The 17,023-nt window shown below is 41.5% G+C and carries 15 protein-coding genes; 7 read left to right on the forward strand and 8 right to left on the reverse strand.

Going from position 1 to position 17,023, the window contains the following annotated elements; translation table 11 throughout:
* Positions 1-78: 78 nt before the first annotated feature.
* From PQO03_RS07675 to PQO03_RS07685, 3 genes are read right to left on the reverse strand one after another with little or no spacing between them, the layout of a single operon-like run.
* A complete protein-coding gene (locus PQO03_RS07675; protein WP_274149278.1) occupies positions 79-1,626 on the reverse strand; it encodes a LamG-like jellyroll fold domain-containing protein in 1,548 nt (515 codons plus the stop codon).
* The gene (locus PQO03_RS07680; protein WP_274149280.1) at positions 1,623-2,144 is read right to left on the reverse strand and encodes a sigma-70 family RNA polymerase sigma factor; all 522 of its coding nucleotides are present in this window, start codon (positions 2,142-2,144) and stop codon (positions 1,623-1,625) included. Before PQO03_RS07680 ends, PQO03_RS07675 begins: the two co-directional genes overlap by 4 nt.
* Positions 2,145-2,177: 33 nt before the next feature.
* Positions 2,178-3,212, reverse strand: a complete 1,035-nt coding sequence (locus tag PQO03_RS07685) for an NHL repeat-containing protein (RefSeq protein ID WP_274149281.1) — start codon at positions 3,210-3,212, stop codon at positions 2,178-2,180.
* A 339-nt stretch (positions 3,213-3,551) separates the two neighbouring features.
* On the opposite strand from PQO03_RS07685, the gene PQO03_RS07690 reads away from it, so the two are divergent.
* Genes PQO03_RS07690 through PQO03_RS07720 form a run of 7 tightly spaced genes read left to right on the forward strand, consistent with a single transcriptional unit; the run spans position 3,552 to position 12,048 of the window.
* Complete coding sequence (locus PQO03_RS07690) at positions 3,552-4,538, forward strand: AAA family ATPase (RefSeq protein ID WP_274149283.1); 987 nt, start codon at positions 3,552-3,554, stop codon at positions 4,536-4,538.
* A 5-nt stretch (positions 4,539-4,543) separates the two neighbouring features.
* Complete coding sequence (locus PQO03_RS07695; RefSeq protein WP_274149284.1) at positions 4,544-5,431, forward strand: DUF58 domain-containing protein; 888 nt, start codon at positions 4,544-4,546, stop codon at positions 5,429-5,431.
* The gene (locus tag PQO03_RS07700; protein ID WP_274149285.1) at positions 5,421-6,245 is read left to right on the forward strand and encodes a hypothetical protein; all 825 of its coding nucleotides are present in this window, start codon (positions 5,421-5,423) and stop codon (positions 6,243-6,245) included. Before PQO03_RS07695 ends, PQO03_RS07700 begins: the two co-directional genes overlap by 11 nt.
* Complete coding sequence (locus PQO03_RS07705) at positions 6,242-7,267, forward strand: vWA domain-containing protein (RefSeq protein ID WP_274149287.1); 1,026 nt, start codon at positions 6,242-6,244, stop codon at positions 7,265-7,267. Before PQO03_RS07700 ends, PQO03_RS07705 begins: the two co-directional genes overlap by 4 nt.
* A complete protein-coding gene (locus tag PQO03_RS07710) occupies positions 7,264-9,414 on the forward strand; it encodes a VWA domain-containing protein (protein ID WP_274149289.1) in 2,151 nt (716 codons plus the stop codon). The genes PQO03_RS07705 and PQO03_RS07710 overlap by 4 nt, the downstream gene beginning before the upstream one ends.
* On the forward strand, positions 9,414-11,264 hold the full coding sequence (locus PQO03_RS07715; RefSeq protein ID WP_274149291.1) for a BatD family protein: 1,851 nt from the start codon (positions 9,414-9,416) through the stop codon (positions 11,262-11,264). Before PQO03_RS07710 ends, PQO03_RS07715 begins: the two co-directional genes overlap by 1 nt.
* Positions 11,257-12,048 carry an SH3 domain-containing protein gene (locus PQO03_RS07720; protein WP_274149293.1) on the forward strand — a complete coding sequence of 264 codons (792 nt, stop codon included), beginning with the start codon at positions 11,257-11,259 and terminating at the stop codon, positions 12,046-12,048. Before PQO03_RS07715 ends, PQO03_RS07720 begins: the two co-directional genes overlap by 8 nt.
* A gap of 249 nt (positions 12,049-12,297) precedes the next feature.
* Here PQO03_RS07720 and PQO03_RS07725 read toward each other — a convergent pair whose 3' ends face one another.
* The 5 genes from PQO03_RS07725 to kduI all read right to left on the reverse strand — a co-directional run bounded on the left by PQO03_RS07725 (position 12,298) and on the right by kduI (position 17,003).
* A complete protein-coding gene (locus PQO03_RS07725) occupies positions 12,298-12,648 on the reverse strand; it encodes a hypothetical protein (protein ID WP_274149294.1) in 351 nt (116 codons plus the stop codon).
* A 461-nt stretch (positions 12,649-13,109) separates the two neighbouring features.
* Positions 13,110-13,961: a DUF4861 family protein gene (locus PQO03_RS07730; RefSeq protein WP_274149296.1), complete on the reverse strand. Its 852-nt coding sequence runs from the start codon at positions 13,959-13,961 to the stop codon at positions 13,110-13,112.
* A gap of 12 nt (positions 13,962-13,973) precedes the next feature.
* Positions 13,974-15,332 (reverse strand): sulfatase-like hydrolase/transferase, encoded by a 1,359-nt coding sequence (locus PQO03_RS07735; RefSeq protein ID WP_274149298.1) that lies wholly within the window; start codon positions 15,330-15,332, stop codon positions 13,974-13,976.
* A gap of 66 nt (positions 15,333-15,398) precedes the next feature.
* Positions 15,399-16,160: a 2-dehydro-3-deoxy-D-gluconate 5-dehydrogenase KduD gene (gene kduD / locus PQO03_RS07740; protein WP_274149301.1), complete on the reverse strand. Its 762-nt coding sequence runs from the start codon at positions 16,158-16,160 to the stop codon at positions 15,399-15,401.
* Between the two features lie 9 nt (positions 16,161-16,169).
* A complete protein-coding gene (gene kduI / locus PQO03_RS07745) occupies positions 16,170-17,003 on the reverse strand; it encodes a 5-dehydro-4-deoxy-D-glucuronate isomerase (protein WP_274149303.1) in 834 nt (277 codons plus the stop codon).
* Between the last annotated feature and the right edge of the window lie 20 nt (positions 17,004-17,023).

A 17,023-nucleotide genomic window follows, 5' to 3' on the forward strand; every position in this document is an offset into this window, starting at 1 on the left:
AGCACATGAAAATTGAGAATTTGACATCGACAAAATGATAGTTGAAGTATCTGACACCACTTAATAAGATTCAGAATCTTATTGAGCTTGATAATGCTTCGCAATTTGTTCTGCATTCAGTGGATAATTGTAGATGGCGAGTTCATCCATTTGCCCCACGAAATAACGTGAGCTTCGCTCGGGGTCAATGCGACCAAAACAAAACTGATAGGCCTGATCATCTGAGCCTAACTTTGTTTTTATAGAATTGGCCAATTTTCCATTGATGTAGATTTTCAGACTTCGATCATCTTTCACAAAAACATAATGACTCCACTCGCCTGTCACAAAGGCGCTATTGGAAAAGCAATTGGTTCCTGATCCCTTATCAGCGGGAAAGCGACTCGACATGCGTAGGTTAAAGGGAGCGTGACGTAATGCCCCCTTTTTTCCCGTAAGTTCGGTATATAAAAGGTGTTTCACGGGATCTTCGGCCGAGACTAAAGATGCCAAAGCCATTTGATTGCGATATTCCTGAGGATTAATCCAAAACTCTGCGCTATAGCCTGCTTCATTAATATTGGCTAAGGCTTGCTCAACGACGAGATATGCTTGTGAATCTTTGGCAAAAGTTAATGCACCTTCTTCGGCAATTAAATCACCCTTAAAACTCGCCGTGTAATCATTCGACATTTCATTGATTGCGCCCTCTTCGAAACGCCAATACGCCAAGGGCTCATCCGCTTTCACTGTCTTGATATAATCTTCGGATACTTGTAAAACTACCTTTGCTTGCTCTTCAAGGCGAATGAAATCTGAGGCATTATCTAAGAGTGACATCTGTTGAAGCTCACCATTGATCTGCACCCCCTCTTGAGCATATAAACGAATATTTTTTAAGGAATTGCCATCCTCGCCGATTAAAGAACTCTCGACTTCACCTTCATAAACAAAAACTTGGCTCTCACCTGCTGTATTGACATTCATGGCAAATTCGGTACCTAAGTCCACAATAGTGGCTTTCGGTGCGTCAATGGTGAAGCCCTGAGCTGCTTCTGGAACGTTAGCCGCCAGCTGCCCATATTTGAGTTCCGCCAGACTCAAAGACTTGAGCCTATAGTGTACTCTCCCTTCTAATTTCACTTCCGCACCATGCTTATACTGAAGGACCACTGAGCCTGACTCAAATTCCAAATTCCCTACAGAAAGATCGTCACCCTTTTTAAACTTTCTCCCTTTCCATTGCGTGCCTGGACTGACTTCAATGATTTTGGCTAAAACCTTTTTGGGGCTCGCAATTGGTAGAGTTTTTACTATTCCTGGACCTTTTACTTCTTTTGGTGATCTAAAAAAACTTATCATCAAAGCCACTGCGAGACAGGCGGCGGCCGCTTGAAATATATGGAGTTGAAAGCGAGTACTTCGAAATTTCTCTGGCATCTCTTCAGGACTGGGTAGATCTGACATGACAGTATCCAATTCTACATTTTCTTGGAGCTGCAGATCCATAGCCATCATGCGGCGATAAATGATACGTGCTTGCTCATCACTTTGAAGTAAGTGATCGAGTTCAGCTGCTTGGGCTTCGCTAATATTATCATCAAGAAGTGCCGACACCAGAGTCTTAATTTTATTTTCCTGATTCATTTTAACCCCTCTGCTTCCAGTGTTTCATCAATGCAATTATAAAGTTTATAACGGATGCGTTCAAAGGCCCTGTAGATCTTTTTTCCCGTTTCGCCAAAATGGCTATTAATTTTTTTGACACTCAATTTTTGCGAATAACGCATATCAATTAAGGCTTTTTCATCCTCAGGTAATTTCGCAAGACAAAAGGACAAAAGTCGCTCTTGCTCTTTTATTATCCCCAAAGGTTTTTGATATTCTTCCGCTAAAATTTTAAGCGTTTCATCCGAAAGCAGTTTACGGCGCTTCTGTTTTTCTCTGAATTTCATGACTTCATAATAGGCGAAACGAAAGGCCCAATTGAGGAAAGGTTGAGAATTATCGTAAGTTCCAAATTTGCGCCAAAGAGCTAAAGAGCATTCCTGATAAATATCTTCAGCATCTCCTTTATTATAAGACAAGGAATAAATGTAACGCTTCAGGTCAGGTTGTACTTGGCCAAGTAGCAGTACAAATTTTTCTTGATCAGCTGAATTCATGCTCACTCCTTTGTTGATTGCACAATAAGATGATTAGTTCTGTGTATCAAGCTTTTTTAATACAAACAATCGCGGCTGAGTTTTTGCTCTTCGTTGCCACACTGCGACAATAACATACTTGCCATCAACAGAAAAGTTAGCATCGTGAATACCATCGTAACCTTGAGCGATCAGTTCTCGAGGCATTTTAAAAGTACTGGCTATTTCCCAACCGCACTCTTCTTTCTCGGATCGTCCTAGGAAGGCCAAACGTGCATTGAGGCAAGGCAAAACAGCCTTATCACCCTGAAATTGCACATTACATACTTCCAGTCCAGGAGTCTTTAACTCAAGAGGGTGAAACTCACCCTTTTTCGAAACTAAGGCCTTACAATCAGGATCACGCCACAGTAATCGTTGATTGCCGCGATCGGCAATAACATAATTCCCTTTAGGATCAAGCCCCACACCATGGGCTGTATTCGTCTGATTCCAGCCGGCACCTTTAGCCCCATGTGAATGCCCGTGCTCGTGCCCATCCTTCAAATTGAGCTCATACAGTTTATTACTTGCGTAGCCATCGTATACAGCAATATTTTTTGACTTAGGTGAGTAGTTACCATCGGAAGCTTTTTTGAAGTTTTTATTCAAAATTTTAAATCCATTCGGTACATCAATATTGCCCTCTAGATCACAAAGAATTACCTTTTGCTTATTGTACACAATGAGTAGGCGCTCTTCGCCATTCGCTAAGTTAATGATATTCAAACCATGAAGACGATGATCATTCCAAGTCGAATCTCCCAAGAAACGATCAAAGCGAAAGGGCTGATCAGAATCGGGATGATAGCTAAAGCGCGCCACTGCACGAGTCTCCTTAGTAGCTTTTTTCGAGTAATAGCCAATATAAACTCGACCTTTTGAATCCACTGCGACACCATGGTAATCCTGCACATTCGGATGATGGCCCTGTGGCAGAGCTATGGCTTGCGGCAAAAACTCAAACGCCCAAGGTGCTTGCCCTAAAATTATTTTTTCAGAAGAATAAAGCAAGGATGTAAAAATCAATAAGGTGAAGAAAAATTTCAAAATTAAACAAGCTCCCGTTTATGGTGTTTACCTTATCTCCCGATGATTCTGAATTTTTCCCACGGGAATATAATAATTCTTAAGATTTCGGGTGTTTTCTGTTAAGATTTTCATTGATGAATAATTATTCATTAAATCCTAACTCTTTTTTATGAGCGCGTCAGAAAATCCCGATTATAAGTGTATATAATGTAAGAATTTCAAAATCTTGCCGATTATACCTTCAAGGTGACACAGGAATAACTAGAGAAAAACAGTTTTTTTTACAAAGAGATGTAACTTCAGTGAAGCTCTCTGCGTAGTACTTAATACAATTTTAACATTTATAGAGAATATTATATGAGCTCAGTTGAAAAGAAAAATTTCGAAGAAGAACTCGAGAAACTCAATCGCATCAAAACTGAAGTGGCAAAAGTTGTTGTCGGTCAAAGCGAACTCATTGAACGCCTGCTTATTGCCATGCTTTCCAATGGGCACGTATTGATTGAGGGTGTTCCCGGTCTTGCAAAAACTTTGACCATCTCAACTTTATCACAAGCCTTAAATGTAGATTTCAGCCGAATTCAGTTCACTCCAGATTTATTGCCTGGCGATGTCATTGGCACACAAGTTTATAATCAAAAAACTCATGAGTTTTCCGCCCACAAGGGACCTATTTTTGCCAATATGGTCTTGGCCGATGAAATCAATCGTTCACCTGCAAAAGTTCAAAGTGCGCTCTTAGAGGCGATGCAAGAGAAACAAGTAACTATTGGCGGTACAACTTATAAACTTGACCAACCCTTCCTCGTTATGGCCACACAAAATCCCATCGAGCAAGAAGGTACCTACCCGCTTCCCGAAGCTCAACTTGACCGTTTCCTCTTCAAACTCTGTGTGACCTACCCTGATTTTGATGAAGAGCACGAAGTCATGAAACGCATGGCCTCTAATAAAGCATTAGAAGAAGTGAAAAATGTGCTCGATCCGGATGAAATCATCAAGATGCGTGAGGTTGTTGACCAAGTTTTCAGTTCCGAAGAAATCGAGCATTATATCATTCGCCTAGTAGATGCAACGCGTTTCCCTGCTAAGTACGGCTTAGACCATCTCAATCGTTATATTTCCCATGGTGTTTCTCCCCGTGCCAGCATCTCTCTGCTCAAATCCTCCAAGGTTTACGCGATGATGCAAGGCCGCGACTTTGTCTTGCCTGATGATGTCAAAACAATGGCACTGGATGTGATGCGTCACCGTATCAGTATTTCTTATAAAGCTGAAGCGGACGAAAAAACTACGGACGACATCATTAAGGAATTACTTTCTTCCATCACTTATAACGGTTAATTTTTGTGACCCAAGAAGAACTAGAACGTCGCGTTCGGCATATCCAAATCCACTGCCGACAGCCTGTTAGTGAAATACTCGCAGGTGAATATCGTAGTGCCTTCAAGGGATCTGGTATAGAATTTGAGGGTGTCCGGCAATATGAACATGGCGATGATATTCGTTCGATCAATTGGTCGGTAACCGCACGTACTGGCAAGCCCCATGTTAAACAATTCATGGAAGAACGCGAGCTCTCGCTTTTCTTTCTGATCGATATTTCCGCATCCGCCTACTTTGCTTCTAGCGAAGAGCGCAAAATTGATTTAGTCGCAAAGATATTTGCCCTACTCGCTTTTGCCGCAGCTCATAATAATGATAATGTGGGACTGATTCTCTTTAGTGATCAAATTGAATTTGTGATCAATCCTCGCAAGGGAAAAAAGCATGTTATGATGCTCATCTCAAAAATCCTTGAGCTCAAACCCAAATCAAATAAAACGAATATTGATCAAGCACTCGATTACTTCAATCGCATTCGTCCAAAACGCTGTGTTGCCTTTGTGATTTCGGATTTCATGGATAAAGGCTTTCAACGCAGCCTCAGTGATACTGCACGTTTTCATGACCTCATTTGCGTAGATATAAAAGACCAACGTGAACTCACCATGCCAAAGCATGGGATTTTCCATTTTGTCGACTCGGAAAATGGTGAGCTCCAGACTGTTGATTGTGCTTCAGAGAAATTTCGCTCCACTTATGTTGCTGAGCATGAGAAACAAGCAAAAGACTTAAAAACTCTCTGTCATGACATCAATGCCGATTACTTAAACATCAATTTAAATGAAGACTTCATGCACAAAATCATTAGTTTTTTCCGTGCGCGAAGCGATAGGTCTGCAGATGCGAAATAAATCTCTGCTCCTTCTCATCTCTTTATTTTTTGTCCTACTTTCTTGTGACAAAACGAAAGCACCGGTCCAAAAACTTAAAGCTGGTGACTTAGAGGTTCAATGGCAGCCTAATGCTGCGCAAATTACTAGCACTGACTTACTTGAATATAATTTCACTGCCATCCATCCATTGGCCACTCAAATCGAACTACAAATCCTCGAAAATGATGACTTTGAACTCTTTGATCAAAGTGAATTAATCATGGCTCCGGCATCTCCTTCCACACTGCGAACTCAGTTTACGATGCTTTTTGAACCCCCCGCTCCGGGCCAATATAGCTCCCCCAAAATCAGTATTATCCTCAAAGCGGATGGAGCTATTTTAAGTCAAGTTAAATCCTCGGAATCAAAAATAGTGATTGCCAGTATTAATGCTCCTGAAGACTTTGTGGCTGATCACCAAGGTTCGCTTAAACAGCGCCCCCCGCTATATATTCTCTTGATTTTGATTGTTTTGCTATTGCCTTTCCTTCCCCGAAAAAAGAAAACGATCGCCACCATCAAACTCAAAATCAGCGCTAAAGATATTGAGGCTTGTGAAGAAAGTTTTGCTGGCTTTGAAGAGCTCTTACAAAAAACGATGATGTACAACTTCTTAATTCACAAAGATGATTTAGCCACCATGTTATCATCTCTAGCGAGTGATAATCCATCACAGATGAAATTAAAAAACTTTATCGATAGCTACCTCAGCAGACGTTTTTCTCCTGAGACGGTTATACCTGGCCAGCTTATTGCCGAGTTCAAAAAGGTTTTTGAGGAGATCTCATCATGACTTTTGAAACTCCCTACGCTTTTTTTCTTTTGGTGCTCATTCCCATATTAGCACTCTACCAATGGCGCAGTCGACGTCGCCATGCGATTACCTTTTCATCTATCGAGAATATGAGCCATGCCAAAAAGTCTTGGCGTATCCACCTACTCTTTTTACTTCCCCTCACTCTTCATCTCGCGTTAATCAGTATTATATTCACGCTAGCCGACCCCTTGACTGAAGTCACTAAGCAACGCCAAGATCGTCAAGGCATTGCGATCCAGGTGCTCATTGATGTCTCCAGTAGTATGGACATTAATATGAAATATGGTGAGGAACGGCTCACACGTATGGATGTCGCCAAAGTCGTGGTGGAGAAATTTATTGCGGGTGATGACAAAGAACTCAAAGGTCGTCCCGATGACCTCATTGGCCTCATTACTTTTGCGCGTTACGCAGATACCATTGCTCCCTTGTCCTTGGCTCATGACGCCTTGGTGAGTATTGTCCAAGACGTGACCATCAATAACCGTCCCAATGAAGATGGTACGGCTTATGGTGATGCAACCGCACTTGCGGCGGCGCAACTGGACTTACTCGAGGGTGATCAAAAGATAAAAAGTAAAATTATCATTTTATTGACTGATGGCGAGAATAATTGTGGTAATCATCTGCCTCTACAAGCGGCTAGCTTAGCTAAAGAATGGGGGATCAAAATTTATACCATTAGTATTCAGAATAAGCCTGTACCCGAACGTAAAAAGACCGATAAAGGAACCTTCTTCATCCCCCCTAGTCCAAGTGCTGGTGATCAAGTTTTAGAAAAAATGGCGAAAGCCACTGGTGGTGTTTTCCGCTTGGCCCACGATTATGATAGCTTAACTGAAGTCTACAAAGAAATTAATAAGTTAGAGAAATCCAAGCTCAAAGCTGTTTCATACACTGATAAGTCACCTGCATTCAAATTCTTCGCCTTGCTTTGCATCTTTTTTCTCTTTATTCATAGCCTACTAAAATCCACTATTTTGCGGGTGTCGCCATGAACTCACTTTTTGCCCTACAATTCATCGCGCCTAAAATGGCCATCCTTTTCCCTGTTTTAGCCTTGCTGATCTACCTTATGATTCATCAGCGCAAAAATAACAAAAAGGATTTATTAGCTTTTTCTCAACTGAAAGTGAGTAGCAATAAAGCTCAGAGCAAAGCGTTTTTACTGTGTTTCACCGTGACTTGCCTCATTATTGCCCTGATGCGACCCTCTTGGGGAACAGAATCTAAACTCTTGCGCAAAGATGGACGTTCAGTCGTATTCGTCCTCGATATCTCCAATAGTATGCGCGCGGAAGACGTTTATCCTAACCGTTTAGACAAAGCCAAAAACCTGATTGCCGAATGTATTACTTCTTTAGATGAGCACCGAGTTGGTCTCGTTGTTTTTGCGGGATCCGCAAGTATCAAATGTCCGCTGACACTTGATTATGACTTCTTCCTGAAAATGCTCGATAGCGTCAATTATGATAGTGTCGCCCATGGCGGGACTCGCATTGAAGATGCCTTAATGAAGACCTGTGATAAGCTCTTTAGTGGTGACTCACAACAGTATAAGGACATCATTCTCATTTCAGATGGGGGTGACCAAGGCGAGCTCCTAGATAAAGCTATCGAAGCCGTTAATGAAAAACAAGCCCGATTGATGCTCATCGGCATGGGCGATGAGAAAAATGGTGCGCCCATTCCCGCTCTTGAAGGCGAAGGCTACATGCTTCATCAGGGACGTGAAGTTTTAACGAAACTCGAGAGTAGCACCATGCTCTACATTAGCGAACAATGCAAAGACGCGGTATACCTCCCTCTAGGCACCAAGCAAATGAACCTAGCTCGTATTTATCGCCAAATCAGTGAACAACAACTAACGCAAGAACTATCTAAAAATGCCATCGAAGTTCCCGTTGAGCGCTTTAAAGTCTTCCTTTACTTAGCTTTTATCTCTTTCATGCTCTTGCTCTTCACTCCCCATTTTAAAATCGGCAAGACCAGTATGATTGCTCTCGTCTTTTTCTGTAGTTTTACTTCTCTACAAGCCCAAAAACTTACGGCAGAGGATTTAAAGGGCATGGATGAAGATATGAAAGAACTCATCATGGCCCAAGAGCAAGAAGAATTGGTAGAGACACCTGAAATCCTTGACCTTTTAGCCAAGCTTGAAGCGCAGCCTGATTCAATAGACCTCAATCGCGACCTTGCCAAAGAATACATAAAGGAAGAAGCTTACCTGCAATCGTTTAGCTATTACCGCAAAGCCATTACACTCGTAAACAAGCCCTATGCTGTCTGCCTGCTTACTTTTAATTTAGCGAATGCTCATATTAAAGAGGCTCAAGCAGAAGCCGATTTTTATACCGCCAAGAGCTACCTCAAGGATGCGATTAGGCTCTACCGAAAAATCATTTTAAGTGAACCTAGCCTAAAGAAAGCCGCTTATAATCTAGAAATCACTAAAGTGTATCTACTCACCAGAGAAAAGCAGCAAGAAGAAGCCGAAGAACGACAAGCCGCACTGGAAGCCGAAGTCAATGCTATTAAAGAACTTCTTGTCAAAGCTATTGCAGATGAAACGCTCTTAAAGTTGGCTACTGAAGAACGACTCGAGAAAGAAGCTGACTTAAGTCAGCAAGATAAAGATCAGCAGCTCATTCAAGAACAGATCGCTGCCATAGATGAAAAGTTTAGCCAAGTTGAAAAAGACTTTTTTAGCGGAGAAGAGCAAGGAACTTTCCCCTTTGCTGAATCACAGCATCTCACTCAAGGAGCGCATCAGAAAGGTTTAGATCTGATTGAACAACTCAAGCTTAATGATCTAAAGAGTCCCGCTACAAGTCAAAGTGTCATTGTTGACCTCAGTAAAGCCCTCGAGCTCTTAAATCAAGATCAAAATCAACAACAGCAGGATTCTGATGGTGAATCAGAAGAAGGCGAAGAAGGTGACGAGTACGAAGAGAGTGACGAAGAAGGTGAAGAAGGCGATGATGAAGCCATGCCCGACAGCTCTAAAGTAGACCTCGGACGCCAGGAACTTCCCCCTCCGGCAAAGAATCCTCAAGATATTATTAAAATGGAACAAGAACTTCAAAAAATTCGCGAGGCCAATAAAAAACCGGCCAAACGCTCCAAAGTTGACAAGGACTGGTAATGAAAAATTTATTCATCGTTATTTTTCTTTTTTTCTCTAGCTTGATTCAAGCTCAAGAAACCCAAGAAAAACAAGCAACGCAGACTGTACAGGCTGAACAAGAAATAGTGGACCCCATAAAAGTACACGCAGCGAGCTCGACCACCACGTATTTTATCGGCGAAAAATTTCACCTTGACCTCATGCTCATTGGCAGTAATACCGTAAGTCCTTTCCAGGCCAGTGAGTTCCCCGGTTTTCAATTCACTATCATCAGTCAGGACCCGATTCTTAATAATAAGGAAAAGGCTTATCATATTCGCTTGGCTTTAGTTCCACTCAAAGCTGGTGAATTAAGTATTCCTTCTCAAACACTTGTTGTGGCGGATAAATTTTACGAGACGGAAGCCATCAGCATCCAAGTTAAAAGCCCTGAGCTTAGCAAAGACATCAAACTCGATGTTCAACTTTCCAAGACTGATCTTTACGTCGGCGAGCCCGTGCTTGCTACCGTTACTTGGTATACTTCTCTACCCCTCTATGCTTTCAAAGCCGTGGATATTGAAATCCCCATTCTTCAAAATGCCTCTTTCCGAGTCTTAAATAGTAAAAACGAACCTGACCCCAATAATAAAAGCGCTATTGGCCTCCCCGTTTCTCAAAATCGCATTATTGCTTTGCGTGGCTCTACAAAAATTGATGAAAAAGAATATGAATACCTGCGTTTTCAGCGCGTTATCATCCCTCTTTCTGCAGGGCAATTTAATCTCGGTAAAGCACGTCTTTTGAGTGTTTATCCCGACGTGGTGAAAAACCCCCAGCAACAAAAGCGTTGGCGTCCCACCTACCCTAGTTTTTTCAACAACAATTTCTTTGATGCCGATGTCAATGGCAATTTCAAAAAACTAATGTGCCTCTCGTCTGATCTTCAGGTAAAAGTCAAAGCCCTTCCTACTGAAGGTCGCCCTGCAGATTTCTATGGCCTCGTTGGCAAAGTCGATTTATCTGTCAAAGCTGACAATGTTGTACTTGAATCTGGCTCTCCCATTAAGCTAGACATCAAACTCTCCAATCATGCTTTTCCAGAAATCCTCGAACTTCCTAGGCTCGATAATCAATTGCCCTTCACCCAAAGCTTCAAATTACTCCCCAATAAAAGACTTGGGGAAATTAAAGAAGATACTAAAATTTTTGAACGAACGATTCGCCCTATTGATACTGATGTGAAACTCATCCCCGCTATCCGCATTCCTTATTTTGATATCGAAAGCAAAAGCTATGGCGTAGCAAAAAGTGACGCCATTGCGATTAATGTAACTGCCGCTCGTGAGCTCACTGCCTTTGACGCCATTATCCAAGGACCCAATAAACTCAAAAATAACTTAGAGGAAAATCCCGACGGTATTCGCCACAACAATATCTCTGTAGATATACTTAAACCCGATAGCCTCGTTTCTGATTGGATATGGGCTTTCCTCATTCCTCCCGCGCTATTTTTAATTTACTTTCAAGTCACTGCTTATGATCGGCTCTTTAAAAGTAATCCACAACAGGCTTTAGCTATTCGCGCTTATCGCAAATTCAAATCTCAGCCCAAAGCTAAAAATACTGATGAACTCGATAGCCAAATACAAACTTACTTTGCCCATCGACTCAATATGACTGCAGGAGCGATTCTTAGTCAAGACTTACAATTGCCACTCAAGGCGGCAATTAAGCCCAATGATTTCGATGAATTAAGTGATATTCTCGATAGCCTAAAACTTCCGCGTTTTAAAGAAAATTATAAGGACAATTTACAGCTCGATGACTTAATACGACGAAGTCAAAAAATTATCCGACTCATAGAAAGGAGACTTCCAAATGCATAAACTTTTCAGCGTCCTCGTACTTTTCTGTAGTGCTCTCTTTGCTGTGGATCAAAAAAATCCACAAATACTAGAGCAGGCAAACAGCAACTTTGAACAAGCCAAGCTAGCCGCTTTACAAAATCCTGAACAGGCTGAAGGCCTCTACATAAAAGCAATCAATGGCTACCGTTTCCTCATTGAAGAACAAGGGCTCAGAAATAGCCAGTTATACAACAATTTAGCTAATGCTTATTTCATGCATGGTGAAGCGGGCCTCGCCATCCTAAATTACCATAGAGCTTTGCGCTTAAACCCCACTGATTCCGATATCAATCACAACCTCAAATATGTCCAAAAACAGACCAATGACGTCGTGCCCCAAAACAACTTTCAGGAAATCATCAACTTCGTTTGTTTTTGGCATGCGTGGAACCCAAAATTACGTCTGGGAATCTTCTTTATTTTCAACTTGAGCTTTTTCTTTCTTTGCGCTTGTTCCCTCAATAGTAAACAAGTTAGAATCAAAAAAGCGCGTTTATATACTGGGATTGCGAGCCTGATTTTTGCCATATCTATCCTCACTAGTGTCACTGCACTCGATCAAAATATCGATGGGGTGATTATCGCCAAAGAAACCAGTCCTAAACAGGGAAATGGCTACATTTATAATAATGCTTTCACCAATCCGCTTCATGCAGGCACTGAATTTGCTCTCTTAGAAGAGCGTGGTCACTGGCTTCATATTGAGTTGCTCAATGGCTCTACCTGCTGGATCAAAGCTTCCGATATCGCCTTACTCAATTAAGCCCTACTCATCTATGAGTCACTCCCTCAGAGCTCATTGCACAGAGGGCTAATCTTCACTTAGACAATTGTAAGTCGTATGAACTTCATTCAAAATACGACGAATTTTTAATCTTTTAGATTTTTGATGTCAAATTTAATTTTTCTCGGTAATTAAAAGTATAATTAATAATCATACTAAGGTTACTCACCCATGAATAAATTTATCTACTCCTTAATTCTAGGCGGCTTCATTCTTAACTCCGCAACTTTACTTGAAGCCAAAGAAAGCAAAAAGAAAGTTCATAAAAGTCATAACGATCTGATTTGATGTTTTTTGGCCGATGACGCGGGGGCCTTCCATCATGCCTTGGATGGAGGCGGCGGGAATGCCTTTTAAGAAGGCGTCAACGCCACGCATAGTGTCGAGGTAGTCGTAAGCTTTTTGAGCTGTCTCGGGCAAAGGCGCGCCATCGATGAATTTCAGCGTACCAATCGAGGTTTCGACCACGTCGGGTGTTTGGATTCTTTTAATATCAACCGAGCCAATTTCTTCGGAAGCACATATTTGGCTACTGAGTAAAGCTGCTAAAGAAAGTACTAGACTGGATTTGGATAACATATGATTTCTCCCTAATAAATTAACATCTGAATTCCCAAATGAAAATATACATATGAATGCTCATAGTATACAATCTTCACAAGGTCGATTAATCAAATCTTAACTTTAAAAAGGTTATGTTTGCTCGCTCGTATTAAACAAGATGAAATATCAAACTATTAGATGAGTCATCATCTCATATAGAGAGCCCGTCCCTAATGACAGGGTTCTTAAGCACATGCCGAAGGTATGTAGTATGGTAGCCACCGGATTTATCCGGTGAGTATTGTTAAAAAATGATATTCATGCCGAAGGTATGAAGGAAACGCTCTGCAGCGTACCTTCGGCACGCACGATGCTCTTATTCAAACACCACGGATTTAGGTCCACGGCTACATTCCTAAGCTCTTCGAGCTCAAATATCTCTTAAGTTCCCATGCATTAGGATAGCCTCCGGCGGGTAAAATAAGCTCGTAAGAATTTTATTTTATAGTGTCTATCCATTCACTAAAATCTTTGAACTGGCCACTGGCTTGCCACGCGGCTCCTGCATAATAAGTGAAGCCTTCACCCTTTTTTATTTTCGCTGTTAGTAGGTAATGATCATGGGCTTCTAAATGTTTGACTTCTTGATCTTTTACCTGAATCGCTGAATAAATCACTTGTTTTTTATCCACGACTTCGCTATAGGCATAAGCATTCGCTAGTTTTGCGGATTCCGCAGCTTTTTTATGCGATTTCCGCAAACCTGCCGCCACCGTAATTTCGTCTGCACCAGTGATCTCGAAGGAGCACTCAATTTTATTAAAATTCGAACCACGCTCAAGTGTAATTCTTTTCGTTTCTTTTATGAGGCTTTTCCCAACTTTGAGTTCAGGGAAATCGAGCTCAAAAACAATGCGATTGGGGCCCTGCTCTAAGATCCTACTCTTTTCCCAATACTGAGTACAGTAGAGTTTGCCATCAGCTAAAAAGCCGAGTCCCCCTGCCCCTAAAGTTTTCCCCACTTTATAAAAATCAGCACCTTCTCCTCGGTCAGTATGATAATTTTCCCCTGCATCATTTCGTGCATACCAAAGATCTATAATAGGAGTCTCAACTTTCTTGGACCAGATATCAATCCCACTCAAGACGGTGCCCGTTTTACCACATTCGGGCCCATACATGCGAAAGGCGACACGGTCATTTTCCCACGTAAAATCATCCTGACGTTCAGGAGCATGACGACCGTAGCAGAGTACATCATAATTTACATTTTTAGGTGTTTCACAGACTAAAGAACTCTGGCAACTCGCTAATAGTCCTAGCCCAATGAGGCATACTAAATTTTTCATATCATTTTCCTTTTAATTAAATTTCATCCATTCACGTAAACGCATTTCTTTTTCTGAGTCTTTGAGATAATCATTTTTACGAAAGTCCGCGCTTTTGTGAGTCCTAATCCATTTATTCAGTGATTGATTCATTTCTTGAACGCGGCTTTTTGCGGACTCCGCAAGATTGACTTGCTCACCTGGATCAAGCTCCAAATCGAAGAGCCAAAATTTAGGTCCCTTTGAGAAATCGACCCGAATTAATTTATAATTTGACCTTCTCATTGCATAGATTTCTTGACTCGCCCAAAAGAGATCACGCTCAGTAAAGTCATTTTTTTGAATGATTGGACTCAAAATATCTTTGCCATCTAAGTCTAATACTTGCTCACCTGCCATGGCTAAAATCGAGGGTGCTATATCAAGAGAACTAATGGGATGATTCATCTTAATTCCTGAACTTAGTTTACCCGGCCATACGATAGCCGTGGGCACTCGAATACCACCTTCGGACAAACCCCCTTTCCCACCTCGTAAAACACCATTATCACTAAAATTATTGTAGGCACCACCATTATCATTCAAAAACCACAAGAGAGTATTTTCCTCTAAATCCATATCCTTCAAAGCCTGACGAAGACGACCTACGTTATCATCCATTGACTTTGTCATAGCTGCTAAAATTTTGCGATTTGTATCTTTAATATCCTCGAAAACCTTCAAGTCTTGCTCTTTGGCATGCATCGGATAATGCACTGCACTAAAAGCGAGATAGATAAGAAATTCTTCCTCTTTATTTTTTGAGATAAAGGAGATCGCATCACTTGTTAAGGCATCGGACATATAGAAATCATCCGCTTCTTCTAAATACTCACCATTGCGCTCCATGCGGTAAGCCAGGGTAGATTTATCTGGCTCTTCCAAGGAAAAATAAGAACGATGTCCTGCTGCGAAACCATAAAAGTAATCAAAGCCGCGCTGATTGGGATGATAACGTTTTTCATGTCCCAAATGCCACTTGCCAAAAGCGGCTGTTTTGTAACCCGCGTTTTTCATATAATCCGCCAAAGTCTTTTGCGATGTGCGCAAACCAAATGAGTGATTATAATTGTGGGGAAGATTAAGGTGGAAGCCAAGTTTTTGCTGATACTTGCCCGTGATCAACCCCGCGCGACTTGGTGCACACATACAAGCGGTCACATAAGCATTAGAAAATTGAATACCTTCAGATACCATCTCATCTATATGAGGAGTTTTAAACTCTGTACTTCCCATATAACCAAAGTCTCCATAACCTGCGTCATCTGATAAAATAATAATGATATTTGGGCGCTCTCCTTTTGCGAAAAACGCAAAAGTAAAAGCTAGAACTATGTAAAATATATTTTTCATTTGATCACCTAAATTCATTACATTCATAAAACTCATCAAGTTATGGAAACATTAGTCATTGCTAATCTATCTTGAGAGCCAACCGCCATCTACTGCAATTGTGTAACCTTGGAGGTATGAAGCCGCTTCAGAAGCTAAAAAGACACAAGCTCCTTGGAGATCCTCAACTTTTCCCCAACGTCCCGCTGGAATCCTTTCTAGAATTTGGCGATTGCGGTCGGGGTCAGCCTGTAAAGCAGCCGTATTATCTGTCGCCATATAACCCGGTGCAATTGCATTGACATTAATATTTTTATCCGCGAGTTCATTTGCCATAAGGCGAGTGAGACCTAGAACTGCAGATTTTGAAGCCGTGTAGGAAGGAACGCGAATTCCACCTTGGAAGGAAAGCATGGAAGCCACATTAATAATTTTTCCTCCCTCGCCTTGTTTCACCATTTGGTTTGAAGCTGCCTGAGAAAGAAAAAAGAGCGTTTTTTGGTTGACGTTGATAACGTCATCCCAGTCTTTTTCAGTAAACTCTGCAATTGCGGCTCGGCGAATAATACCGGCATTATTTACCAAGATATCTAAACGTCCTAATTCATTTACTGTACGTTCAATAATCTCGGGGATGCAATCTTGAGAACTTAGATCAGCAGTAATGATAATGGCTTTACGCCCTAGAGCTTCAATTTTTGCCTTACTTTCTTCCATTGATCCACGTGCCACTAAAGCGACATCTGCTCCCGCTTCTGCTAAACCAATTGCCATTGCCTGACCAAGTCCCTTTGACGCACCTGTAACGAGGGCCACTTTTCCATCCAGTTTAAATTTATCTAAGATCATCTGCTGTTCCTATTTAAGTTCTTTAACTTCGATGTGGTCCATATCAGTAAACTCCTGATTTTCGCCACCCATGGCCCAGACAAAACTATAAGCACAAGTTCCCGCACCGGAATGCAATGACCAACTAGGAGAAACCACTGATTCTTTATCACGAGTAATGATGTGACGCGTTTCCTCTGCACTACCCATCATGTGAAAGACTGCTGAATCTTCGTTTAGGTTAAAATAAGTGTAGACTTCTGAACGACGTTCATGCGTGTGAGGTTTCATTGTATTCCATACTGACCCAGCTTCGAGGATTGTTACACCCATCACAAGTTGGCAACTCTTAATTCCGCCATTTGCATGTATGTATTGATAGATCGTACGATGATTTGAGTCTTCGAGTGAACCCATATTAACAGGGTTTGCATCTGCTTGAGTCGCCAGTGTGGTGGGATACTCCCTATGTGCTGGATAACTCACGAGGTGAAAGTAAGCTGGATCTTGTGGGTCCATACTTTCGAAAGTCACTTCTTTACTTCCGCGCCCAATATAAAGACAATCCACATTATTCATTTCATATTTCACTCCGTCTACAGTCACTAATCCCTGCTTACCAAGGTTAATAATTCCCGCTTCGCGACGTTGGCAAAAGTAGTCGCTTGCCAATTCTTTTCCCGCTTCAAGATTAAGAGGAGCTAACGTTGGCAAAAATCCACCGACTACCGTTCTATCCACTTCACAATAAACTAATTCAGATTGTCCAGACTGAAACATATTATCTAGCAAAAAAGTGCTGCGTAATTCTTCTGTACACATGCGTTTATATTCGTTGATACCAACTGTATATCTCGATTTCATTTTATTTTCCTTGTTTATTT

The sequence above is a fragment of the Lentisphaera profundi genome (assembly GCF_028728065.1).
Lineage (GTDB): Bacteria > Verrucomicrobiota > Lentisphaeria > Lentisphaerales > Lentisphaeraceae > Lentisphaera > Lentisphaera profundi.